The organism is Klebsiella sp. C239 (assembly GCF_048822715.1).
In the GTDB taxonomy this organism is placed as follows: Bacteria; Pseudomonadota; Gammaproteobacteria; order Enterobacterales; family Enterobacteriaceae; genus Klebsiella; species Klebsiella quasipneumoniae.
Map to the genome: position 1 here is coordinate 239,296 of NZ_JBMEZK010000005.1, position 23,944 is coordinate 263,239.

Below are 23,944 nucleotides of genomic sequence, written 5' to 3' on the forward strand. Positions count from 1 at the left end.
ACATGAACTCGGGGTACCTGTCTCCAGGATAAGCACGCAAAGTGCAAACGGGACTGCGAACTGTTTATTCCCTGCGCCGCTACGCTGAACAAAGCAGGGATTATGTTGTCGGATTGCCTGAGTTTCCATTAAAATAGATCGGATCGATTTAAGCACACAAAGGGGGAAGTGCTTACTTATATGAAACATAAACCACAGATGATGAAAATGCGTTGGTTAAGCGCAGCCGTAATGTTGTCCCTGTGTACTTCATCTGCATGGGCATTTAGCATTGATGACGTTGCAAAAGAGGCCAAAACGTTAGCCGGGAAAGGCTATGAAGCGCCAAAGAGTAACCTGCCCTCCGCTTTCCGCGACATGAAATACGCGGACTACCAGCAAATTCAGTTTAATCACGATAAAGCTTACTGGAATAACCAGAAAACCCCATTCAAGCTTGAATTTTACCATCAGGGTATGTACTTCGACACGCCGGTCACCATCAATGAAGTGACGGCCACCAGCGTGCGCAAAATTAAATATAGCCCGGACTATTTTAACTTTGGTAACGTTCAGCACGATAAAGACACGGTGAAAGACCTTGGTTTCGCCGGCTTCAAAGTACTGTATCCGATCAACAGCAAAGATAAGAACGATGAAATCGTCAGCATGCTCGGTGCCAGCTACTTCCGCGTGCTGGGTCAGGGTCAGGTATACGGTCTGTCCGCGCGCGGTCTGGCTATCGATACCGCGCTGCCTTCCGGCGAAGAGTTCCCGCGTTTTCGTGAGTTCTGGATTGAGCGTCCAAAAGCTACCGACAAGCGTCTGACTATCTATGCGCTGCTGGATTCGCCGCGGGCAACCGGCGCTTATCGCTTTGTAATCATGCCGGGACGCGATACCGTGGTGGATGTCCAGTCCAAAGTTTACCTGCGTGACAAAGTGGGCAAACTGGGCGTGGCGCCGCTCACCAGTATGTTCCTGTTTGGTTCCAACCAGCCTTCTCCGGCGCTGAACTATCGTCCGGCGCTGCACGACTCCAATGGTCTGTCGATCCTGGCGGGCAACGGCGAGTGGATCTGGCGTCCGCTGAACAACCCGAAACACCTGGCCGTCAGCAGCTATGCGATGGAAAACCCGCAAGGGTTCGGCCTGCTGCAGCGCGGCCGTCAGTTCTCGCGCTTCGAGGACCTTGACGATCGTTATGACCTGCGCCCGAGCGCCTGGATCACCCCGAAAGGGGAGTGGGGCAAAGGGAAAATCGAACTGGTCGAAATCCCGACCAACGATGAAACCAACGATAACATCGTGACTTACTGGACGCCGGATCAGCTGCCGGAGCCGGGCAAGGAGATGAACTTCAAGTACACCATCACCTTCAGCCGCGATGAAGACAAGCTGCATGCGCCGGATAACGCGTACGTTATGCAGACCCGCCGCTCTACCGGCGATGTGAAGCAGTCGAACCTGATCCGCCAGCCGGACGGCACCATTGCTTTCATTGTCGACTTCACCGGCGCCGATATGAAAAAACTGCCGGCGGATACCCCGGTCGCCGCCCAGGCGAGCACCGGCGATAACGCTGAAATCGTTGAAAATACCGTGCGTTACAATCCGGTGACCAAAGGCTGGCGAATGATCCTGCGTTTGAAGGTGAAAGATCCGAAGAAAACGACGGAAATGCGCGCCGCACTGGTTAACGGCGATGACACGTTGAGCGAAACCTGGAGCTATCAGCTGCCTGCCAATGAATAAGATAACGAAGTACATTGACGCATTGCCGCTGTCGGACGCCGAGAAATCGGCGCTGCCGGACACCAGCCTGCAGGCCGTTCATCAGGCCCTGGATGACGAACATCAGACCTTCGCCCGCGAAGACGACTCCCCGCTGGGGTCGGTCAAGGCGCGGCTGGCGCACAGCTGGCCGGATTCGCTGTCTGGCGATCAGCTGGTGAAGGATGATGAAGGCCGCACCCAGCTGCATGCGATGCCGAAAGCCAAGCGCTCCTCGATGATCCCTGACCCGTGGCGTACCAACCCGGTTGGCCGCTTCTGGGACCGTCTGCGCGGACGCGATGTCACGCCGCGCTATCTCTCCCGCCTGACGCAAGAAGAGCGCGAGAGCGAGCAAAAATGGCGTACCGTCGGCACCATTCGTCGCTATATCCTGTTGCTGCTGACGCTGTCGCAGACCGTGGTGGCGACCTGGTACATGAAAACCATTCTGCCTTATCAGGGCTGGGCGCTGATCAACCCGGCCGACATGGTGGGGCAGAACCTGTGGGTCTCGTTCATGCAGCTGCTGCCGTACGTGTTGCAGAGCGGCATTCTGATCCTCTTCGCGGTGCTGTTCTGCTGGGTTTCCGCCGGCTTCTGGACCGCGTTAATGGGCTTCCTGCAGCTGTTGATCGGTCGCGATAAGTACAGTATTTCCGCCTCGACGGTCGGTGACGAACCGTTGAACCCGGCGCACCGTACGGCGCTTATTATGCCGATCTGTAACGAAGACGTTGACCGCGTGTTCGCCGGGCTGCGGGCGACCTGGGAGTCGGTGAAAGCCACCGGCAACGCCGCCCATTTCGACGTCTATATCCTCAGCGACAGCTATAACCCCGATATCTGTGTCGCTGAGCAAAAGGCGTGGATGGAGCTGATTGCCGAAGTACAGGGCGAAGGGCAGATTTTCTACCGTCGTCGTCGTCGTCGCGTGAAGCGTAAGAGCGGCAACATCGATGATTTCTGCCGCCGCTGGGGCAGCCAGTATAGCTACATGGTGGTGCTGGATGCTGACTCGGTGATGACCGGAGAGTGTCTGAGCAGCCTGGTGCGCCTGATGGAAGCGAACCCGAACGCCGGGATCATCCAGTCATCCCCGCGCGCCTCGGGCATGGACACGCTGTATGCGCGTTGCCAGCAGTTTGCCACCCGGGTGTATGGTCCGTTGTTTACGGCGGGTCTGCACTTCTGGCAGCTGGGGGAGTCCCACTACTGGGGACACAACGCCATCATCCGCGTGAAACCGTTCATTGAGCACTGCGCGCTGGCGCCGCTGCCGGGCGAGGGCAACTTTGCCGGGTCGATTCTGTCGCACGACTTCGTTGAAGCCGCGCTGATGCGCCGCGCCGGCTGGGGCGTGTGGATTGCCTACGATCTGCCGGGCTCCTATGAAGAGCTGCCGCCGAACCTGCTGGACGAGCTGAAACGCGACCGCCGCTGGTGCCAGGGCAACCTGATGAACTTCCGCCTGTTCCTCGTGAGAGGGATGCACCCGGTTCACCGGGCGGTGTTCCTTACCGGCGTGATGTCCTACCTGTCGGCGCCGCTGTGGTTTATGTTCCTTGCCCTGTCGACAGCGTTGCAGGTGGTGCATGCCCTGACCGAGCCGCAGTACTTCCTGCAGCCGCGTCAGCTGTTCCCGGTGTGGCCGCAGTGGCGTCCGGAGCTGGCTATTGCGCTGTTCGCCTCGACCATGGTGCTGCTGTTCCTGCCGAAGCTGCTGAGTATCATCCTGGTGTGGTGTAAGGGGCCGAAGGAGTACGGTGGATTTATCCGCGTGACGCTTTCCCTGCTGCTGGAGGTCCTGTTCTCGGTCCTGCTGGCGCCGGTGCGCATGCTGTTCCACACCGTCTTCGTGGTCAGCGCCTTCCTCGGCTGGGAAGTGGTGTGGAATTCGCCGCAGCGTGATGATGACTCCACGCCGTGGGGAGAAGCCTTTATGCGTCACGGCTCGCAGCTGCTGCTGGGGCTGGTATGGGCGGTCGGAATGGCATGGCTGGATCTGCGCTTCCTGTTCTGGCTGGCGCCGATTGTCGTATCGCTGATCCTGTCGCCGTTCGTGTCGGCGATCTCCAGCCGGGCGACCGTGGGCCTGCGCACCAAGCGCTGGAAGCTGTTCCTGATCCCGGAAGAGTATTCGCCGCCGCAGGTGCTCAAGGATACCGATGCGTACCTGACGCTGAACCGTCAGCGTTCGCTGGACGATGGCTTTATGCACGCGGTGTTTAACCCGTCGTTTAACGCCCTCGCGACCGCGATGGCCACCGCGCGCCACCGTCAGGGTCATATCCTGGAGATCGCCCGCGAGCGCCATGTCGAGCAGGCGCTGAATGAAACGCCGGATAAGCTGAACCGCGATCGTCGACTGGTGCTGTTGAGCGACCCGGTAACCATGTCGCGTCTGCACTATCGCGTATGGGCCGCGCCGGAGAAATACTCTTCGTGGGTGAACGCCTATCAGCAGCTGGCGCTTAACCCGCTGGCGCTGAAAACGAAATAAGCCGTACGTTAAGGAAAATACCGGCAGCGATGCCGGTATTTTTTTATCTGAAACACGAGGTTGTGGATGCGAATACTACCTATCATTGCCATGGCGCTGCTGCTTAGCGGCTGCGGCAGCATTATTAGCCGGACGGTGCCCGGGCAGGGGCATGGCAATCAATATTACCCGGGCGTGCAGTGGGACGTTCGCGATTCAGGATGGCGCTATCTCACCATTCTGGACCTGCCGTTCTCGCTGGTTTTCGATACGCTGCTGCTGCCGCTGGACGCCAGCCACGGGCCCTATAACTGATTAACGCTCGTCCCACTCGTCGGCCGCCGTCTGTCCCTCTTCGGTGTCCAGCGAGGGCTCGAGCTGGAATTCACCTTCATCCCACTCATGGAGCGTATTTTCCTCCAGCCACTCCTGACGCAGCTCTATCTCATCATAATCCCCATCGAAGACGCTCTGCGCGGCTTCGCCGCTGAGCATCGGTAAGCATTCGCCTTGTTCCTCTTCGTCAGCAAAAAATTCGGCCTGCCAGGCGATATCGCCATCCTGCAGCACATACTTTTGAATATTGAGCTGCTCAACGTTAGCGCTCTCTTCATCGCTGTCAGGGTTGTTGGCGAGAAATTCTTCACGTGCTGCATCAATAGCTTCTTCGAGCGTAGCATAGAACATCGAATCCTTTGGCATAGCGAATCTCCTGAGAAGAATATGAATTGAACACGATTCAATCTATAGAAGGCGCCAGGCAAAGCGTCAAGGGGCTGAGCCCCTCTGGACGTTAATTTACTGAATGGCGGTCGGGCTGCGAGGCGTCCGCGGCTGGCCGGCGCAGGCTGAGGGTCGAATAGATCGCGTTAAACAACACCACTCCTGCGGTGACAAGGAAGACGGCGCGAAAGCCGTAGTTGGCGGAAACCGAGGCGCCGATCAGGGGGCCGGTGACGTTGCCAATATCACGAAATGACTGGTTATAGCTGAAGATCCGCCCGGAGATCTGGCTGGTGGAGTTATACACCAGCAGGGTTTGCACCGCCGGCAGCAGCGCGCCGTCCGCGGCGCCGAGCAGGAATCGCAGGATACCTAACTGCAGCGGGGTCTGGACGAACGACATCGGGATCAGCAACAGCACCGAGATAATCAGCGCCACGATGAGGATTTTTTCCGGTCCGATACGATCCCCCAGTTTGCCCAGACGAGGGGCGCTCATCAGGGCGGCAATGCCCGGCACCGAGGCGATCATCCCGCTGATAAAGGCGATATTGCTGACGTTACCCGCCAGATCGCGCACGTAAAGCGTCAGGATCGGCGCAATGGAGCCGGTGGCGACCTGGATGATCAGCGAGGTGACAAACAGGCTGAGCACCAGTTTCGGATTCTGCAGCGAGGAGAACACCGCCTTCGCGCTGAGCATCTCTTTTTTGGCGATCGGGACAAAATTTTCACGGATTAAAAACAGGGTAAACAGGAAGCAGATAAACAGCACCGCCGCGGTCATAAAGAAGACAGTACGCAGGCCCCAGTGGTCGGCCAGGAAGCCACCCGCCAGCGGGCCGAGCAGGGCGCCGCTTACCGCGCCGGTTGACAGCGTGCCCAGCGCCCAGCCGCTTTTATGGCGCGGGATCTGGGTGGCAATCAGGGCGTTGGCATTGGGAATAAAGCCCCCCAGCAGGCCGAGCAGCGCGCGCAGTAGCAGAAACTGCCAGATATTCTGCGCCAGCCCCATCAACATCATGACGATGGCCATCCCGAGGGCTGAACGCAGCAGCATGATTTTACGTCCCTTGCGGTCAGCAAGTCCGCCCCAGAACGGCGAGGCGATGGCGGAGAAGAGAAAAGTGATGCTAAAGACCAGCCCGGACCACATGTTGAGGGCGCTATGCCCGGTGACGCCGAGTTGTTCGACGTAGAGCGGCAGAAAGGGCATGACCAGGCTGAAGGCGGCGCCGGTTAAAAAGCAGCCAAGCCAGGTGACGGTCAGGTTTCGTTTCCAGTTAATGGGGGTATCAGCAGACGACATAGGGTTCCACTGGCCTGCGCGGCAGGTCAAATTAAGAGAAAATATGAGCCTGCTAATTATGCGCCTGGGAAATAAATGCCGCAATGGAGGAGAGCTTTTAAAGCTAAAGCAGAGCGTAAAGCCTGAGCGCTGGGGATTCCCGGCCGGGAGGCGCGCGGCCGGGAAAGAGGTTCAGTAGCGGGAGGGCATCCCCTCGGGGCGGGTTTTAAAGCGGCGATGGAGCCACATATACTGTTCCGGGGCCATCATAATGCACTGCTCTACGATCTTATTCATCCACGCAGCGGTGGTTTCCGCGTCGTCCAGCGGCGGGGAGCACTCTGGCGGCAGGATAATCAGTTCATAACCTTTACCGTCCGGTTTACGGCGTGGAACAAAGGGCACGATGCAGGCTTTGGACATTTTCGCCAGCATCCAGGTGCCGGAGGTGGTCGCCGCCTGGTCTACGGCAAACAGTGGGGCGAAGACGCTGGCGGTCGGGCCGTAATCATGATCTGGCGCGTACCACACCACGTCGCCTTTTTTCAGCGCGCGGATCATACCTTTCAGATCCTTGCGGTCGATCATGTCCTTGTTGGAGCGCAGTCGGCCCCAGGTCTGCAGCCAGTCGATGACCGGGTTATCGTTGGGACGATAGACGCCAATCCCCGGCTCGTTCATACCGAACATCCGCGCGCCCATTTCCAGTGTCAGGAAGTGAATGCCGATCAGCAGAATGCCGCGCTGCTGCGCCTGCACATCGCGAACATGCTCAAAGCCGATGGTGTCGGTCCAGCGGGCGATACGGCGAACCGGCCAGAACCAGGCCATCCCGGTCTCCATCAGCCCCATACCCACCGATTCAAAGTTCATCACCACCATCCGGTGACGTTCCTGCTCGCTTTTCTCGGGGAAGCAGAGCTCAAGGTTGCGATAGGCGATCTTCGCCCGGCGCTTCATAAATCGCATGGCCAGCCGGCCGATGGCGTTCCCGAGGCGGTAGATCAGCGGGTAGGGCAGTTGGACAACCAGCCACAGCAGGCCGATACCCAGCCACAGCAGCCAATAGCGCGGATGCAGCAGCGCCGGAGAAAATTTAGGCAAATGAGTCATTTCATACCCGTATCAGTGAGCAACATCTTATATTATCGCATTTTTTTACCGGCCAGCCAAAGGCGGCGACAGCCACATCGTTTTGTTAAGTGGGGGGCGACCGGTGAGAAAAATGTAGCGTAAAATGTAGGGATGTAAATTAATAAGCTTTGCTATATCATGCCCGCCGTTTATTTCCTCATTTCTATGTCGAGCAGGTACACCATGCCAGTGTTACACAACCGCATTTCAAATGAGACGTTAAAGGCGCAAATGCTGGCTGAAACCGAGCCGCGCACGACGATCTCGTTCTATAAATATTTCACCATTGTCGATCCGCAAGCGACCCGCGATGCGCTGTGGGTTGCCTTAACCCAGTTGAAAGTCTTTGGCCGCATCTATCTGGCCCGGGAAGGGATCAACGCGCAAATCAGCGTGCCGGAAAGCAACGTTGAAGCCCTGCGTGAGTTTCTCAATGGTTTCGATCCGGCGCTGGCGGGGCTGCGTTTCAATATCGCTCTCGAGGACGACGGTAAATCGTTCTGGGTGCTACGTCTGAAAGTGCGCGACCGCATCGTTGCCGACGGCATCGACGATCCCTCTTTCGACGCCTCCAACGTCGGAGATTATCTCAAGGCGGCGGAGGTCAACGCGATGCTTGACGATCCGGATGCCGTGTTTATCGATATGCGCAACCACTATGAATATGAGGTGGGCCATTTCGAAAACGCGATGGAGATCCCAGCGGATACCTTCCGCGACCAGTTGCCGAAAGCCGTTGAAATGATGCAGGACCATAAAGACAAGAAAATTGTCATGTATTGCACCGGCGGTATTCGCTGTGAAAAAGCCAGCGCCTGGATGAAGCATAACGGCTTCAATAAGGTCTGGCACATCGAGGGTGGCATCATTGAGTACGCCCGCCGCGCCCGTGAGCAGGGGCTGCCGGTGCGTTTCATTGGCAAAAACTTTGTCTTTGATGAACGGATGGGCGAGCGGATCTCCAATGACGTTATCGCGCACTGCCATCAGTGCGGCGCGCCGTGCGACACCCATACCAACTGCCTGAATGATGGCTGCCATCTGTTGTTTATCCAGTGCCCGAGCTGTGCCGAGAAGTTTGCCGGCTGCTGTAGCGAAGCCTGCATGGAAGAGCATAAGCTGCCGGAAGAGGAGCAGCGTCAGCTGCGCGCCGGGCGTGAAAACGGCAATAAAATCTTTAATAAATCCCGTGGCCGGCTGAACACCAAACTCGGGATCCTCGATCCTGAGCCGTCAGAAAAACCATAACCAGACAAGATCGATGATCGCCAGCAGCAGCCAGAGCGCCAGGTAGATCATAAAGTGCTCGCGGACGTTATTGACCAGCAAATTAAACAGGCGACGCATAACCGCTCTCAATCACTAACGGCCTCGACAGAGGCCGTTTTTTTGCCCGACGGCAAAAGTGCCGCATTCCATTACGCGTTAAAGCGCGCCAGCGAGAAGGGCGCCAGGTTGAAGCTCGAAGTTTCGCCCTGAGCAAACTGACTGGCAATTTCCCCCAGCACTGGGGCAAACTTAAAGCCGTGCCCGCTCAGACCGGTGATGAGCAGCGTGTCTGGTCTGCCGGGTAACGTATCGATAATAAAGTCTTCATCAACGGTATTATCGTAGGTACAGGAGGCGCCGTGCAGGCAGCCGCCGATCCCGGGCAGGACGTTACGCAAAAACGGAAACGATTCGGAGCCATCGCTGGCGACAGCGCCAAACGCCACTCGCTCCTGCGGCATGGAGATCGGCTGACCGCCGTTATGCTTGCCAATCTTCAGCTCGTTATCTTCCGCCGGGAAACCGTAGTATTGATCGCCGTTGGGCAACTCGCCGGTGAAGGCCGGGAAGTGATTCTTGCTGCTGTAACGGCCATCGGCCTGGTACCAGGCGAACACCTTGCGTACCGGCTGGATGGGGAGGTCCGGAAGCAGGCGGGTGACCCAGGTCCCGGCGCTGACCAGCAGCTTTTTACCATGATATTCACCGTCGAGGGTATCGATGGTGACCCCATCTGCATGGTGATGAATAGCCGAGACCGGGCAGTTAAATAGCTGCGCGCAGCCTGCTTCCCGCGCCAGACGGATCCAGGTTTCCACGGCCAGTTCGCTGCGCAGTACGCCGGAAGCGGGTTCAAAAATCGCCCGATAGTCATCGGGGAGGCGTATCTCCGGCCAGCGCTGCATCACGGCCTGGGCATCCAGCTCTTCCACCTCAAGCTGGAACGCACGGGCGCTGGCGGCAACGTTGGCGAGGAAAGGGGAGCTGGCAGGGCCGAGGTTTATGACGCCGGTGCGTTCAAACACGGCTTCGCCACTGATCTCGGCCAGTTCATCCCACAGCTGCTGGGCGCGCAGCACCAGCGGAACATATTTTTCACCTTCGCCATAGGCGTGACGGATAAGACGGCTGCTGCCGTGATGGCTGCCTTCCTGGTGAGGAGGCTGATAGGCATCGGTCATCAGAACATTGAGTCCGGCACGACGCGCATAATAGCCAGCGGCGGCGCCGACGGAGCCGCTGCCGATAATGATAAGATCGTATTGCATGGTGAGTTCCGGGTAATTGCCTTGTTAGCAGGGTAATTAACTCCCTGTGCTTATACAAGCCCGAAAATAATTCAGGCACCCGCAGGTGCCTGTTAAGCTTATTGTTAAGTCATTCCGCGTGCCGCGTTAATGTCTGCGGTACTCGTTTTCCTGGTATTCGCCAGATTCAATTTTCGCAATGCCTGCTTCCAGGATTGAAATAAACTGACGTGCGACGTCCGTCGTTAGCCATAGCGTCTGGCCTATCTCAGCATCATGACTGTTTTCTTGAGCGGGGTTCTGGTAGTGCAGGCGCAACATCAGCGCATCGTAGCTATCAACGGTGCTGATGTCCCATCCGACGAGGGGATGGGTCTGAATGACTTCATTATTTTTTTCCATCATAACCCCTTATTCATATGTTAAAAGACAACAATTCTCGAGGTTTAATGCATGTTTTTTGAAGCAAGTTAATTATATCAGGGATCAAGAATAAACTCGAGAAATTAAATGAAAGGCAGCATGATTTTCTTGTTTTGCCGCTTTTTTACTCAAGATAAGCGTGCAAAACGGCCATTTTAGTCGATATTAAGCAGAATAATCAGGAATATTCTGAACATGAGAAGAGGATAAAAAAGCCGGGGCGACCCGGCAAAGAAAAGCACAATGAGGGAGCAAACCAGAGTAACTGGATCCCGCCATGCTTCAGGAGAGATCGTGGACAAACCAGTCGTCCGCGCTTTCCCAGGTTTCTTGCAGGATTTCGCTTATCCGGTCTTTATCTTCTTTCAGGCCGCCGAACACCGAGAGCTGATTGCCCGTGGCGTAGCGGACGCTCACCTGGCTGTCGATGGCCGGGAACTGTTCGGCGATACGGCGAGAGAGTTCGTTATTCAGCGCTTCCAGCGCGCCGTTGGGTAAGGCGGTCGTTTTGGCGATAGAGACTTCAATGCGCATAATTGCCCCCTGTGTTTGATACTGGTTGTTTATACAGTATCTGGTGAGCATTGACAACAGGGGGCCGCGTTTTTTATCGCTTCATGGTCCAGCGGACGGTTTCACCTGCCAGGAACGGCACCAGGGTGTCATTGGGCAACGCAATACTGTCGACGACGGTCGTCTCTTCACGCACCAGTTCAACATAGCTTTCATTGACCGGCAGACCGTAAAAGCGCGGGCCGTTCAGCGAGCAGAAGGCCTCAAAGTGCTGCAGAGCGTTCATTTCTTCAAACACGGTGGCGTAGCTGCCGAGGGCGGTCGGGGCGTTGAAGCAGCCGGCGCAGCCGCAGCTGGCTTCCTTACGATGGCGGGCGTGCGGTGCTGAGTCGGTGCCAAGGAAGACGCGGCTAAAGCCGCTGGCGACCAGTTCGCGCAGTGCCTGCTGATGAATATTGCGTTTGAGTACCGGCAGGCAGTACAAGTGAGGACGAATACCGCCGACCAGCATATGGTTACGGTTGAACATCAGATGCTGCGGGGTGATAGTGGCCGCCAGCAGTTCATTGCCGTCACGCACATACTCGGCGGCATCTTTGGTGGTGATATGCTCAAAGACCACCTTCAGGCCGGGCAGGCGCTGGCGCAGCGGCTCCATCACGGTTTCAATAAAGCGCGCTTCGCGGTCGAAAATATCAATCTCGGCGTGGGTGACTTCGCCATGTACCAGCAGCGGCATCCCCAGTTTTTCCATCCGCTCCAGCACCGGCATAATGGCGTCGGTGCTGGTGACGCCGTGGCTGGAGTTGGTGGTGGCATTGGCCGGGTAAAGCTTGGCGGCGGTGAACACGCCTTCGTTAAAGCCGCGCTCCAGCTCCGCCGGGTCGAGGGAGTCTGTCAGATAGCAGGTCATCAGCGGGGTAAAATCGTGCCCGGCCGGGACGGCGTCCATAATGCGCTGGCGATAGGCGATAGCCGCCGCGACGGTGGTGACAGGCGGCACCAGATTCGGCATCACGATCGCCCGGCCATAAAACTCACTGGTATAAGGCACGACGGTTTTCAGCATATCGTCATCACGCAGATGGATATGCCAGTCGTCTGGGCGGCGGATTTTCAATACCTGGGATTGTGCTGTCATGGAAGGCTCCGGCTAATAGGTTCAGTCATCAGGGCTGTTTTTTGCCGGGCACTAAGGATAAGCGTAAACGTTTTCCTTTGCACTCATTTCCGTAAAAAAATGAGGGCGCCGCGGCGCCCTGGAGATTAATTGGTAAAGGGGATGACAATCTCGCCCGGCTTCACCTCTATGCCTTTGGCGTATTTCTTCGCCAGCGCTTCACCGGTGCTGGCGTCCTCACGCAGGACATAGGCAGGCTGCTGGCTGAAGTAACTGCGCAGCGACTGATTCAGATAGGGGAGCAGGGCCTGAATGACCGACTGCAGTTTCTCGGGCGCCACTTTGGCATCCACCACCTCCATTTCCTGCAGGAAGATGGCGCCTTTCTCTCTGTCAAAGGTTGGCAGCGCTTTGAGCTTCAGATCGATCGTCGCTTTCTGCGTGCCGAACAGGGAGTTCAGGTCGACGTTAGCGATCCCGGTCAGCGTGACTTTGCCCGGCTCCTCGCGCCCGATGGCGCTGGTGAGGTTCTGCAGTTCGATATGGGCGTCGGCAACGCCTTTCAGACCAATATCTTTGGCAAAATGGTTTCGCTTCTGCAGGGCCTGGTTAATCTCCTGCTCGCTTACTGTGTATTGGGTCAGCTGATTACAGCCGCTCAGCAGGCCGCTGACAATCAGCGCGGCGGCGATCAAAATCTTTTTCATGGGGGTCCTCTGGCTCATATCTTCATTCATCCTGACACAAAGCATCATGACCTGTCAGCACCCTCGATACCAGCAGAATAGGCTGAAAGCAGGAGAAACCGCCGCCGCGCGCATCAGGTCCGCGGCTCCAGCATGCCGGAGGCAGAGCGTTTCGGACTAAACTGCCACCACAGCGCCAGGAAGGTGATAACCCCGATGGCCCCGAGCATCAGCCACGGCAGCTCGGGCTGACCCGCGGCCTTACCGGCATCGAACAGCCAGCCGCCGCCCGCATATCCCAGCGCGCCGCCAAAGGCGAGCCCCAGGCGGCTGAAGCCCATATAGCTGCCGCGCGCCCGGGCGTCCGCCAGCGAGGCGCCCAGCGTCTCCCGGGCGGGTTCGGCAATGATGGAGCCGATGTAAAACAGGCAGATCAGGGTAAACAGCTGTTGCAAACTGCTGGTCATGCCGATGGGGAGCATGGCCAGAGTCATCACCAGCAGACCGGCCATCAGCCGGTGCTCAAGGCGAAAACGTTTTTCGCTCCAGCGGGCAATGGGATAGAGCAGGGTCAGCGAAATGGTGGCTTCGATGGCGTACATCCACTTCACGGCGGCCGGCGAGCCGGCGATGTCATTCACCATGATCGGCAGCATCAGCATCACCTGCACCGCCAGCATGTAATAGCCCGTCAGCGTCAGGACATAGGTGACGAAGCGCTTGTCCCGCAGCACCCGGCCCAGCCCCTCGCGGATCGGCGTTTTCACCGTCGAGAGCTTCCATGCCGGCAGATACCAGGCGTTAAATGCCGCGCAGGCGATAAACAGCGCGGCGCCGGCGCTGCACACCAGGCGGAAATCATACTGCAGCAGCCAGCTGCCCAGCAGCGCGCCAATCACCGCGCCGGCGCTATCCTGCATCATCAGGATGGAGAAAAAGCGGCCGCGCTGATGCGGGCGCACCAGCTTAACCACCAGCGCCGCCCGCGGCGGATCGAACAGCGTGCCGCCGAGCCCGGAAAGTATGCACGAGAACCACAGCACCCACGGCTCATGGGCGACGGCCATCGCCGCGAAGCCGCCGGCGCGCATCAGCATACCGGTGACGATCATCGGTTTGGCGCCGAAGCGGTCGGCGATAGCGCCGCCAAAGATACCTAATCCCTGCTGCACCAACTGGCGCAGGCCGAGCGCGATGCCGACCATCAGCGCCGCCCAGCCCATCTGATCGACAAAGCGGATGGAAATCAGCGGGAAGACGACAAAAAAGCCCAACACGACCAGCATGTTATCGACTAACAGGAAATATTTACCCAGGCTCCTTGCCTGCGAGACGCGGGACATTTCCCCTCCAGGGAAAAATAGAGATAAGCGTGGATATTCTGCGGGCAATCTGCTGCTTTTCCCAGCGCCCTTGCGACAATATTTTTTTATCAAAATGCAAGTTCGATTGAGGCTATTCATCGAAAAGAGGAGATGGCGCAGAAAATGGTATGTTGCTGTTTTCACACCGTCGCGCAGGACAGGTATAGTGAAGGCAGCAAGAATGAAGTCAGGGGGACTGAAAAGGAAATGTTTGGCTATCGCAGTAACGTGCCGAAGGTGCGTTTGACGACGGACCGGCTGGTGGTGCGCCTGGTTCACGATCGTGACGCCTGGCGTCTGGCCGATTATTACGCCGAGAATAAGGCGTTCTTAAAACCCTGGGAGCCGGTTCGTGACGACAGCCACTGCTATCCTTCCGGATGGCAGGCGCGTCTGTCGATGATCGCCGAGTTTCATAAACAGGGGTCTGCTTTTTATTTCGCGCTGCTCGATCCGGAGGAAAAGGAGATCGTCGGCGTGGCGAACTTTTCCAACGTGGTGCGTGGATCATTCCATGCCTGCTATCTCGGCTACTCTATTGGCGAGAAGTGGCAGGGGCAGGGGCTGATGTTTGAAGCGCTGACGTCGGCGATTCGCTATATGCAGCGTACGCAGCATATTCATCGCATTATGGCCAACTATATGCCGCATAATCAGCGCAGCGGCGCGCTGCTGGCGCGGTTGGGGTTTGAAAAAGAGGGTTACGCCAAAGATTACCTGCTGATCGACGGGCAGTGGCGTGACCATGTATTGACGGCGCTAACGACGCCGGACTGGTCAGCGGGACGTTAAGGAGAGAGGATGAAATATCAGTTAACCGCGCATGAAGCGCGCGTCATTGGCTGTCTGCTGGAAAAGCAGGTCACCACGCCCGAGCAGTATCCGCTGTCGGTGAACGCCGTCGTGACCGCCTGCAATCAGAAAACCAACCGCGAGCCGGTGATGTCGCTGAGCGAAGGCGAGGTCCAGACGCTGCTGGATACCCTGGTGAAACGCCACTATCTGCGCACGGTCAGCGGATTCGGCAATCGGGTAACCAAGTATGAGCAGCGCTTTTGCAACTCCGAATTTGGCGATCTGAAGCTCAGCGCCGGCGAGGTGGCGGTGGTGACGACGCTGCTGCTGCGCGGCGCCCAGACGCCGGGTGAATTACGCAGTCGGGCGCAGCGGATGCATGAGTTCAGCGACATGGCGGAAGTGGAAAGCGTGCTGGAAGGGCTGGCGACCCGCGAAGATGGTCCCTTCGTCGCCCGTCTGCCCCGGGAGCCGGGAAAACGGGAAAGCCGCTATATGCATCTGTTTTGCGACGAGATGGATACGCTGATCACGACGGTGGAAGCACTCGCGCCGCTGGAAGAGGATGACGATCTGCGAGCCAGGGTTGAAGCGCTGGAAGGCGAGGTGGCGGAGCTGAAAGCGCGCCTCGATTCGCTGTTACACCATCTGGGGGACTAAAACGTGGGGACAAGATTGCGCATCGGAATGGTTGGCTTAGGCGGCATTGCGCAGAAAGCGTGGCTGCCGGTGCTGGGGGCGGCGGAAAGCTGGACGCTGCAGGCGGCCTGGTCGCCGGGAAAAGAGAAGGCGCTGCGGGTCTGCGAAACCTGGCGGATCCCCTACGCTGAATCACTGGATGCTCTGGCGGCGCAGTGCGATGCGGTTTTTGTCCATACGTCGACGGCTTCACATTATGAAGTGGTGAAACATTTGCTGAATGCCGGGGTTCATGTTTGCGTGGACAAACCGCTGGCGGACAAGCTGAGTGAGGCGGAGATGCTGGTCGAGCTGGCGGCGCGGCGGCGTCTGACGCTGATGGTCGGTTTCAATCGCCGCTTCGCACCGCTCTACCGGGAGCTGAAGGGACGGCTGGGCGAGGCGGCCTCGCTGCGGATGGATAAGCACCGCAGCGATAGCGTGGGCAACGATCTGCGCTTTACCCTGCTTGATGACTATCTACACGTGGTGGATACCGCGCTATGGCTGGCCGACGGTCAGGCGCGTCTGCGCGGTGGCGCGCTACAGATCACTCCGCAGGGCGAGATGCTCTATGCCGAACACCAGTTCAGTTCGCCCCGGCTGCAGGTCACCACCAGCATGCACCGCCGCGCAGGCAGCCAGCGCGAGTGGGTGCAGGCGGTGACGGATGGCGGGCTATATGCCGTCAGCGAGATGCGCGAATGGCAGGAAGAGTGCGGTCACGGCGTGGTCCAGCGCCCGGTCGCCGGCTGGCAAACCACCCTGGAGCAGCGCGGCTTTGTCGGCTGCGCGCGCCATTTTATCGAATGCGTGCAAAATCAGACCGTTCCTGAAACTTCAGGCGAACAGGCGCTGCTGGCTCAGCGGGTGGTCGACAAACTCTGGCGCGACGCCATCAGCGAATAATCCGTTGTAACAACTGACAGTAGTAATTCATGTTGAACCCGGTAGACTATCGCCACTTTCCAGCGCCCGCATTTGCGGGCGTTTTACTCCAGGGTTTGGAATAACAGCGTAATGAACCTTTTAAAATCACTGGCGGCCGTCAGTTCGATGACCATGTTTTCGCGCGTGCTGGGCTTTGCCCGCGATGCGATTGTGGCGCGCATTTTTGGCGCCGGGATGGCGACCGACGCCTTTTTCGTCGCCTTCAAACTGCCTAATCTGCTGCGGCGTATTTTTGCCGAAGGCGCCTTCTCGCAGGCGTTTGTGCCGATCCTTGCCGAATATAAAAGCAAGCAGGGCGAAGATGCCACCCGGGTGTTTGTCTCGTATGTCTCCGGATTGCTGACCCTGGCCCTGGCGATCGTCACCGTTATCGGGATGCTGGCGGCGCCGTGGGTGATCACCATCACCGCCCCCGGGTTTGCTGATACCGCCGATAAATTTGCGCTGACCACCCAATTGCTGCGCATTACCTTCCCCTATATTTTGCTGATCTCCCTGGCCTCGCTGGTGGGGGCGATCCTCAATACCTGGAACCGCTTCTCGGTGCCGGCCTTTGCGCCGACGTTCCTTAACGTCAGCATGATTGGCTTTGCGCTGTTTGCCGCGCCGTACTTCCATCCGCCGGTGCTGGCGCTGGCCTGGGCTGTCACGGTCGGCGGCGTGCTGCAGCTGGCCTACCAGCTGCCGCACCTGAAGAAGATTGGCATGCTGGTCCTGCCGCGCATCAATCTGAAAAATGCCGGCGCGATGCGGGTGGTGAAGCAGATGGGCCCGGCGATCCTCGGCGTGTCGGTAAGCCAGATCTCCCTTATCATCAATACCATCTTCGCTTCGTTTCTCGTGTCGGGATCGGTGTCGTGGATGTACTATGCTGACCGCCTGATGGAGTTTCCGTCCGGTGTTCTGGGGGTGGCGCTCGGCACTATCCTGCTGCCCTCGCTGTCAAAAAGTTTCGCCAGCGGTAATCATGACGAGTATTGCCGGCTGATGGACTGGGGGCTGCGTCTCTGCTTCCTGCTGGCGCTGCCGAGCGCGGTAGCGCTGGGGATCCTCGCTAAACCGCTGACCGTGGCCCTGTTCCAGTACGGCAAATTTAGCGCCTTTGATGCGGCGATGACCCAGCGCGCGCTGGTGGCTTATTCCGTGGGGCTCATGGGGCTTATCGTGGTGAAGGTGCTGGCGCCGGGTTTCTATTCCCGTCAGGACATCAAGACCCCGGTCAAGATTGCCATTGTCACCCTGATTATGACCCAGGTGATGAACCTGGCGTTTATCGGCCCGCTGAAGCATGCGGGTCTGTCGCTGTCCATCGGCCTGGCGGCCTGCCTGAACGCTGCGCTGCTTTACTGGCAGTTGCGTAAACAGAAAATTTTCACCCCCCAACCGGGCTGGCTGGCCTTCCTGCTGCGTCTGATTGCTGCGGTGCTGGTCATGGCCGCGGCGCTGCTGGGCGTCATGCATCTCATGCCGGAGTGGTCGCTGGGGACGATGCCGTTCCGTCTGATGCGTCTGCTGGTGGTGGTGATCGCCGGAGTGGTGGCTTATTTCGCCACGCTGCTGCTGCTGGGCTTCCGCGTGAAAGAGTTTGCCCGTCGTACAGCGTAAGCGCTTGAATGGGAATTGATGAACCCGCTTCGCCTCAGGCGAAGCGGGTTTTTTTTATGATGCGCGGCGTTCGGCTGCAACGATACGGGCATTCTCCAGCAAGCGGATCGCCAGGGCGATCGCCCCGCTGACCACCGCCAGGGTAACCACCCCGTTCCAGCCGGCCAGTACGTAAAGCTTGCTGCCCAGCACCGACCCCAGCGACATCCCAATGAAGACCACGGTAAACAGCAGAGCGTTCAGGCGGCCGCGGGCCTGTGGCTCAAGGCCATACACCAGGTTCTGATGCGCCACCAGGCTTGACTGCAGGCCAAGGTCGAAGCCAATCGCCGACAGGGCAATCAGCGCCAGCTGTCCATGCAGTGGCAGCAGCGGCAGTATAAACATCAGGGCGAAGGAGACGGTGACCAGCGCCGCCCCCATTTGCGTCACTTTACCGGCGCCAAATTTATCGGCCAGTCCGCCGGCCAGCGGCGCGGCCAGCGCCCCGGCGGCCCCGGCGATACCAAAGCCGCCCGCTACCGCGCTGCCCATGTGATAGTGTTCGGAGAGCATCACCGCCAGCGTCGACCAGAAGGCGCTGAAGGCGACAGAGAGCGCCCCCTGAGCCAGCGCAGCGCGGCGTAGCGCCGGGTAACGCTGCCAGAGATGCGCCATCGAGGCCATCAGCTGCGGATAGCTCAGCGTCGAGTGAATGGCGAAGCGCGGCAGCACCCGCCACATCACCAGGCCAATCAGCGCCACGCTGACCGCCGCCGCCTGATACATCACCCGCCAGCCGAACACTGCGCCCACCACGCCGCTGACCGTCCGGGAAAGCAGGATCCCCAGCAGCAGCCCGGTCATCACCGTGCCCACCATTTTTCCCTGCTTGCCCGCCGGGGCGAGGATCGCCGCCGCCGGGACGATATCCTGCGCCATGGTCGCCGCCATACCGATCAGCAGACTAACCACCAGCAGTGAGCTGAGCTGGCCGGTGAGGCTGCACAGCAGCAGCAGGAGTGCCAGCAGCGCGCTTTTCACCAGGATCAGCCGACGGCGATCGTGGCGGTCGCCGAGCGGAAGCAGGAACAGAATGCCGAGCGCATAACCCGCCTGCGTCAGGGTAGGGACCAGACCCATACCTTCTACCGTCAGGTGGAGATTGGCGCCCATCAACGGCAGCAGCGGCTGCGCGTAGTAGATAGAGGCGACGCTAAAGCCAGCGCCGAGCGCGAGAATGAAGATAATCCAGCCTGCGTCGCGGGCGGAAAGAGAAGTCGGTGTCATGATCAGTGCCTCGTGTATGCGATGGGGCTATTTTTCCCTGAATGCGGCTGGCGCGGTAGCCGGGCTGGTGGTAAAACGGTTATACGTAGCACGTATAGGCAAAAGAAGAATGAAAAGACAGGAGCGTATAGACCGCATTGAGCTAATGCGCACTTATATCCGCATTGTGGAGACCGGATCGCTCTCCGCCGCGGCGGGGCAGATGGATACCACTCAGGCGACCGTCAGCCGCCGCCTGCAGTCCCTTGAAGGGCTGCTGGGGGTCAAGCTGATCCTGCGTACCACCCATGCGATGAAGCTCACTGACGATGGCGAACGCTGCTACCGTCACGCTCGCCAGCTGGTGGATGCCTGGCTGGCGCTGGAAGATGACCTGCGTATTGCCGACGATCGGCCGGTAGGGGTGCTGCGGGTGAGGGCACCGCACGCTTTTGGCCAGCAGCAGCTGCTGGGGCCGCTGGTCGCCTTTCTCCAGCGTCATCCGCAGCTGTCGGTGGAGTGGATGCTGAATGATAATACTGTCGACTTTCTCAGCGATAATATCGACTGCGCCATCCGCGTGGGGGCGGAGGTGGATCCGGCCACGGTCTCCGTGCTGCTGGCGGAAGTGCCGCGCTGCGTGGTGGCCTCTCCTGAACTGCTGGCGAAGTACCCGCCGTTAACCTCGCTGGAGGCATTATCCGGCCTGCCGTGGATCGCCATTAACACCTTTTATCAGCATGAGGTACGGCTCCGACATCAGGTAAGCGGGCAGATCGTCTCCACGGCGATTACCCCCTGTCTGAGCACCGACAGCCTGTACGTCGCGCGCAATACCGCGCTGGCGGGTCTGGGGGTGGCGATGGTGTCCAGCTGGACGGTGGCGGAGGATCTTGCCGCCGGAAGGTTGACAGAGCTGTTCCCGCAGTGGCGTCCCGCCTCGCTGCCGGTCCATCTGGTCTATCCCTGGGCGCGCTATTATCCGACGCGGCTGCGTAAGTTCCTCGACCTGATGCGGGAGATCATGCCGGACCTCGCCGGCATGCAGCCTCCGCAAAGCGCATAAAAAAAACCGGCCAGGAGGCCGGTTTTTTTTATTTAGCACGCTTACTCGACGGGCTGTGGGCGGGTCGGTTCAGCGGTGGCTTTATGGGTCGCGCTATGACCGCCGGCGGCGCCTTTACCTTCAAAGGCGAATGGCGGCCGCACCCAGGTGCTGTGGCGCGGTGCTTCCGGGACATAGTCCGGCGCTGGCGCACGGGTCATTGGCGCGGTGGCATGGCGATGACTCGCCACCACTACCGGCTTGCTCACCGGTGGCTCGGCTTTGACCGGCTCGACAGGCGCTGCTTCGACAACCGGTGCTTCAACCGCGGTTTCCGCCGCCGGGGCGATGGTTTCCACTGGCGCTTCAACGACAGGCGCCGTTTCCACCACTTCAGGTTCTACCACCACCGGCTCGGCGTCGATCGTCACTGGCGCGATAGCCTGAGGCGCTTCGACAGCCGGCGCTTCGGTGACCAGCTCCTGCGGCGCAGGCTCGACGGCTGCTGGCGCGACAACTTCCGCAGCATCAACGACCACCGGCTCGGCGGCCGCGACCGGCTCGACGACCACAGGCTCAGCGGTAACCGGCTCCATGGTTGCCGGCTCGACTGTGACCGGCGCAGCGGTAACGGTTTCAACGACGGCAACCGGGGCCGCGACGGCCGCGACAGTTTCCACGACGTTGTCGTCCTGAACCTGAACCTCTTCCGGCTGCTGGTCCTGCGGACGAACCACCGGGTAGCGGATCCAGACTTTACCGGAAGCCATCTCCGGCGATGCGCAGGCCACGGTCAGCGGCATTGGCGACTGGGTCGGATAGCGTTCGTCACGATAGCGACGACGACGCTGACCGCTGACGCGCAGGTGACGCGGGGAACGACGTGAACGACGCGGCATACCGTTCGCTTCACGGGATTCGCCATTTTCGTCCTGGTCCGCCACGCTCTCCACGACTGCTGGCAGCTCGGCTTTCACCGGCTCGCTGCGCGGAGCGATAACTTCCGCCACTACGGCTTCTGGCACGATCTCGGCAACCTGCTCAACGACAGCGGACTCGACGCGTACTTTCTGTGCCAGCTGGCGCGGTTTACGACGCGGCAGGGTCTGCACACGCTCTTCCTGCTCCGTCTCCTGCACTACCGGCTCTTCGCGTGTCTGCGCTTTGGCTTCCTGCTGCGCCTGACGTTTGTCGTCATTGCGGCGGCGGGTGCGTTCGCGGCGCGGCTGCTGCTCGTCACGAGATTTCGCTTTTTCCGCGTCGTCACCTGAGGTCTGGCGAACATCACGGGCTTCCACGTTCTGCGACGGCTTCTCGCGACGGTTGCGACGGTTCTCTTCACGCGATTCGCGCGGTTCACGGCCTTCGTTATTCTCGGCACGCGCGTCGCGGTTATCACGGTTGTCGCGGTTATCACGATTGTCGCGATTGTCGCGATTGTCACGACGGTCGTTGCGATCGCGGCGGTTGTTGGCGCGCGGTTTACGGCGCTCCTGCTGACGCTCTGGTTTTTCTTCCGCTTTTTTCTCGACCTGAACTTCAGCCGGTTTGGCCTCTTCGGCGCCAGAGAAGATATTCTTCAGCGCGATGAAGAAGCGCGAGAGCAGGCCAGGCTGCGCCGGTGCGGCGGCCGCGACCGGGGTCGCTGCGGCGACAGGCGCGGCGGCTGGCTCTTCGAGCATCGGGGCCGGCGGCGCGTCAGGCATGACAAAAGCGGCGAGGGCCGGTTGTTCCGGACGTTTCCGTTCTGCCGGCTCATCGTCGCCCGGCAGCGCCATCTCTTCTTCATGCAGCTTCGGCAGCAGGTAGCTCAGCGTTGAAGTCTCTTCACCTTTGCGCACGCGCAGGACGGAGTAGTGCGGCGTCTGCATTTCGTCGTTTGGCACGATGATCACGCGCACATCGCCCTGACGAGATTCGATAGCGCTCACCGCGGCACGTTTTTCGTTCAGCAGATAGGAGGCGATCGGTACCGGAACGATGGCATGAACTTCTTTGGTGTTCTCTTTCAGCGCTTCTTCTTCAATCAGACGCAGAATAGAGAGCGACAGCGATTCGTTATCACGCACGGTGCCGGTGCCGGAGCAGCGCGGGCAGACGTGGTGGCTGGATTCGCCCAGCGACGGACTCAGGCGCTGGCGGGACATCTCCAGCAGGCCGAAGCGCGAGATATGGCTGATCTGAATGCGCGCCCGGTCCTGACGGACGGCTTCGCGCAGACGGTTCTCCACGGCGCGCTGGTGGCGAACCGGAGTCATATCGATAAAGTCGATAACGATCAGGCCGCCGAGGTCGCGCAGACGCAGCTGGCGGGCAATCTCGTCAGCCGCTTCGAGGTTGGTGTTGAACGCCGTCTCTTCGATATCGCCGCCGCGGGTAGCGCGGGCGGAGTTGATATCGATAGCGGTCAGCGCTTCAGTGCTGTCGATGACGATAGAACCACCGGACGGCAGACGGACTTCACGCTGGAAGGCGGATTCAATCTGGGATTCGATCTGGTAATGGCTGAACAGCGGGATTTCACCGGTGTACAGTTTGATTTTGCTGCTGAAATCCGGACGACCCAGCGCGGCGATATGCTGGCGCGCCAGCTCAAGCACTTTCGGGTTATCGATCAGGATTTCGCCGATATCCTGGCGCAGGTAGTCACGGAAGGCGCGGACAATGACGTTGCTTTCCTGGTGGATCAGGAACGGCGCCGGACGGCTTTCCGCGGCTTTCTGAATCGCTTCCCAGTGTTTCAGACGGAAGCTCAGGTCCCACTGCAGGGCTTCGGCGGATTTGCCGACGCCAGCGGTGCGAACGATAAGGCCCATGCCGTCCGGAAGCTCCAGGCTCGCCAGCGCTTCTTTCAGTTCGGTACGGTCGTCGCCCTCGATACGGCGGGAAATTCCCCCCGCGCGCGGGTTGTTCGGCATCAGTACCAGATAGCTGCCCGCCAGGCTGATAAAGGTGGTGAGCGCAGCGCCTTTGTTGCCGCGTTCTTCTTTATCAATCTGCACGATAACTTCCTGACCTTCACGCAGTACGTCTTTGATATTAGGACGACCATGCGCATTGTAGTTGGCGGGGAAGTATTCGCGGGCGATTTCTTTGAGGGGGAGGAAACCATGACGCTCGGCGCCGTAATCAACAAACGCGGCTTCAAGGCTGGGTTCAATGCGGGTGATTTTGCCTTTGTAGATGTTCGCTTTTTTCTGTTCGTGCCCGGGGCTTTCGATATCCAGGTCGTACAGGCGCTGCCCATCAACAAGGGCGACGCGCAACTCTTCCTGCTGAGTTGCGTTGATTAACATTCTTTTCATCGTAACTTACTCATTATTCTTACATTGACGACTAAGCTGCGGGCAGAGTAATGCCTTTCCGGGGGAAAACCGATGGCCTCGTGTCTGGTTCACGTCGCCAACCTCACGGTTGTCGCGCGCTTAAGAGGCGCAGAGTGTCGGTCGCCTGTGTTTCAAACGGAAACACAGCGCAATTATTCAGGGGAACAGCCTGGGATGTATCACCAGAGAATATTCCATTTATACTCGTCGTCTTTCGCGTTGCAGGCATGATGGCTTAACCTGCTCACCTCGATCGGCTGATCCAGATGAGCTCCCGGGAGTCCCGGAGTTGACG

At 59.0% G+C, this 23,944-nt stretch carries 21 protein-coding genes; 9 read left to right on the plus strand and 12 right to left on the minus strand.

Annotated elements, in window-relative coordinates; genetic code table 11:
• Positions 1–180 precede the first annotated feature (180 nt).
• The 3 genes from mdoG to ACOI6Z_RS15620 all read left to right on the plus strand — a co-directional run bounded on the left by mdoG (position 181) and on the right by ACOI6Z_RS15620 (position 4,549).
• Positions 181–1,734: a glucans biosynthesis protein MdoG gene (gene mdoG, locus ACOI6Z_RS15610; protein WP_004140751.1), complete on the plus strand. Its 1,554-nt coding sequence runs from the start codon at positions 181–183 to the stop codon at positions 1,732–1,734.
• Positions 1,727–4,255, plus strand: coding sequence for a glucans biosynthesis glucosyltransferase MdoH (gene mdoH / locus ACOI6Z_RS15615; protein WP_032452426.1), 2,529 nt, complete (start codon positions 1,727–1,729; stop codon positions 4,253–4,255). The genes mdoG and mdoH overlap by 8 nt, the downstream gene beginning before the upstream one ends.
• A 66-nt stretch (positions 4,256–4,321) precedes the next feature.
• Positions 4,322–4,549: a YceK/YidQ family lipoprotein gene (locus tag ACOI6Z_RS15620; protein ID WP_004204534.1), complete on the plus strand. Its 228-nt coding sequence runs from the start codon at positions 4,322–4,324 to the stop codon at positions 4,547–4,549.
• Here ACOI6Z_RS15620 and ACOI6Z_RS15625 read toward each other — a convergent pair whose 3' ends face one another.
• From ACOI6Z_RS15625 to ACOI6Z_RS15635, 3 genes are all read right to left on the minus strand, one after another.
• Positions 4,550–4,936, minus strand: a complete 387-nt coding sequence (locus ACOI6Z_RS15625; RefSeq protein WP_002898981.1) for a MysB family protein — start codon at positions 4,934–4,936, stop codon at positions 4,550–4,552.
• A gap of 91 nt (positions 4,937–5,027) precedes the next feature.
• Positions 5,028–6,266, minus strand: coding sequence for a multidrug efflux MFS transporter MdtG (mdtG, locus tag ACOI6Z_RS15630; protein WP_032452427.1), 1,239 nt, complete (start codon positions 6,264–6,266; stop codon positions 5,028–5,030).
• A 171-nt stretch (positions 6,267–6,437) separates the two neighbouring features.
• Positions 6,438–7,358, minus strand: a complete 921-nt coding sequence (locus tag ACOI6Z_RS15635) for a Kdo(2)-lipid IV(A) acyltransferase (protein ID WP_048297227.1) — start codon at positions 7,356–7,358, stop codon at positions 6,438–6,440.
• 204 nt (positions 7,359–7,562) lie between these two features.
• Here ACOI6Z_RS15635 and ACOI6Z_RS15640 point away from each other — a divergent pair, with 204 nt between their 5' ends.
• On the plus strand, positions 7,563–8,627 hold the full coding sequence (locus ACOI6Z_RS15640) for a rhodanese-related sulfurtransferase (protein WP_048297228.1): 1,065 nt from the start codon (positions 7,563–7,565) through the stop codon (positions 8,625–8,627).
• Here the strand turns inward: ACOI6Z_RS15640 and ACOI6Z_RS15645 are convergent.
• From ACOI6Z_RS15645 to mdtH, 7 genes are all read right to left on the minus strand, one after another.
• Positions 8,613–8,726 (minus strand): DUF2770 family protein, encoded by a 114-nt coding sequence (locus ACOI6Z_RS15645; RefSeq protein ID WP_004204539.1) that lies wholly within the window; start codon positions 8,724–8,726, stop codon positions 8,613–8,615. The two genes, ACOI6Z_RS15640 and ACOI6Z_RS15645, sit on opposite strands and share 15 nt — an antisense overlap.
• 71 nt (positions 8,727–8,797) lie before the next feature.
• Positions 8,798–9,916, minus strand: a complete 1,119-nt coding sequence (gene solA / locus ACOI6Z_RS15650; RefSeq protein WP_065812115.1) for an N-methyl-L-tryptophan oxidase — start codon at positions 9,914–9,916, stop codon at positions 8,798–8,800.
• A gap of 126 nt (positions 9,917–10,042) precedes the next feature.
• Positions 10,043–10,297: a biofilm formation regulator BssS gene (gene bssS / locus ACOI6Z_RS15655; protein ID WP_023289124.1), complete on the minus strand. Its 255-nt coding sequence runs from the start codon at positions 10,295–10,297 to the stop codon at positions 10,043–10,045.
• A 303-nt stretch (positions 10,298–10,600) separates the two neighbouring features.
• Positions 10,601–10,852 carry a DNA damage-inducible protein I gene (gene dinI, locus ACOI6Z_RS15660; protein ID WP_023289125.1) on the minus strand — a complete coding sequence of 84 codons (252 nt, stop codon included), beginning with the start codon at positions 10,850–10,852 and terminating at the stop codon, positions 10,601–10,603.
• A 73-nt stretch (positions 10,853–10,925) separates the two neighbouring features.
• Entirely contained in the window at positions 10,926–11,972 is a 1,047-nt protein-coding gene (gene pyrC, locus ACOI6Z_RS15665) for a dihydroorotase (RefSeq protein ID WP_023289126.1), read from the minus strand.
• Positions 11,973–12,097: 125 nt separating this feature from the next.
• Positions 12,098–12,658 (minus strand): lipoprotein, encoded by a 561-nt coding sequence (locus tag ACOI6Z_RS15670; protein ID WP_004204546.1) that lies wholly within the window; start codon positions 12,656–12,658, stop codon positions 12,098–12,100.
• 113 nt (positions 12,659–12,771) lie between these two features.
• A complete protein-coding gene (gene mdtH, locus ACOI6Z_RS15675) occupies positions 12,772–13,980 on the minus strand; it encodes a multidrug efflux MFS transporter MdtH (protein ID WP_023289127.1) in 1,209 nt (402 codons plus the stop codon).
• A 228-nt stretch (positions 13,981–14,208) separates the two neighbouring features.
• On the opposite strand from mdtH, the gene rimJ reads away from it, so the two are divergent.
• From rimJ to murJ, 4 genes are all read left to right on the plus strand, one after another.
• Positions 14,209–14,793 (plus strand): ribosomal protein S5-alanine N-acetyltransferase, encoded by a 585-nt coding sequence (gene rimJ, locus ACOI6Z_RS15680; protein WP_017900738.1) that lies wholly within the window; start codon positions 14,209–14,211, stop codon positions 14,791–14,793.
• Between the two features lie 9 nt (positions 14,794–14,802).
• Positions 14,803–15,456 (plus strand): YceH family protein, encoded by a 654-nt coding sequence (locus ACOI6Z_RS15685; protein ID WP_023289129.1) that lies wholly within the window; start codon positions 14,803–14,805, stop codon positions 15,454–15,456.
• A gap of 15 nt (positions 15,457–15,471) precedes the next feature.
• Positions 15,472–16,383: a Gfo/Idh/MocA family protein gene (locus tag ACOI6Z_RS15690; protein ID WP_072422056.1), complete on the plus strand. Its 912-nt coding sequence runs from the start codon at positions 15,472–15,474 to the stop codon at positions 16,381–16,383.
• Between the two features lie 111 nt (positions 16,384–16,494).
• Positions 16,495–18,030: a murein biosynthesis integral membrane protein MurJ gene (murJ, locus tag ACOI6Z_RS15695; protein ID WP_044522073.1), complete on the plus strand. Its 1,536-nt coding sequence runs from the start codon at positions 16,495–16,497 to the stop codon at positions 18,028–18,030.
• Between the two features lie 54 nt (positions 18,031–18,084).
• On the opposite strand, the gene ACOI6Z_RS15700 is transcribed toward murJ, so the two are convergent.
• Positions 18,085–19,299: an MFS transporter gene (locus ACOI6Z_RS15700; RefSeq protein ID WP_023289132.1), complete on the minus strand. Its 1,215-nt coding sequence runs from the start codon at positions 19,297–19,299 to the stop codon at positions 18,085–18,087.
• 16 nt (positions 19,300–19,315) lie between these two features.
• On the opposite strand from ACOI6Z_RS15700, the gene ACOI6Z_RS15705 reads away from it, so the two are divergent.
• Positions 19,316–20,344, plus strand: a complete 1,029-nt coding sequence (locus ACOI6Z_RS15705; protein WP_072096710.1) for a LysR family transcriptional regulator — start codon at positions 19,316–19,318, stop codon at positions 20,342–20,344.
• Between the two features lie 41 nt (positions 20,345–20,385).
• Here the strand turns inward: ACOI6Z_RS15705 and rne are convergent, their stop codons facing one another.
• Positions 20,386–23,628, minus strand: a complete 3,243-nt coding sequence (gene rne, locus ACOI6Z_RS15710; protein ID WP_420687445.1) for a ribonuclease E — start codon at positions 23,626–23,628, stop codon at positions 20,386–20,388.
• Between the last annotated feature and the right edge of the window lie 316 nt (positions 23,629–23,944).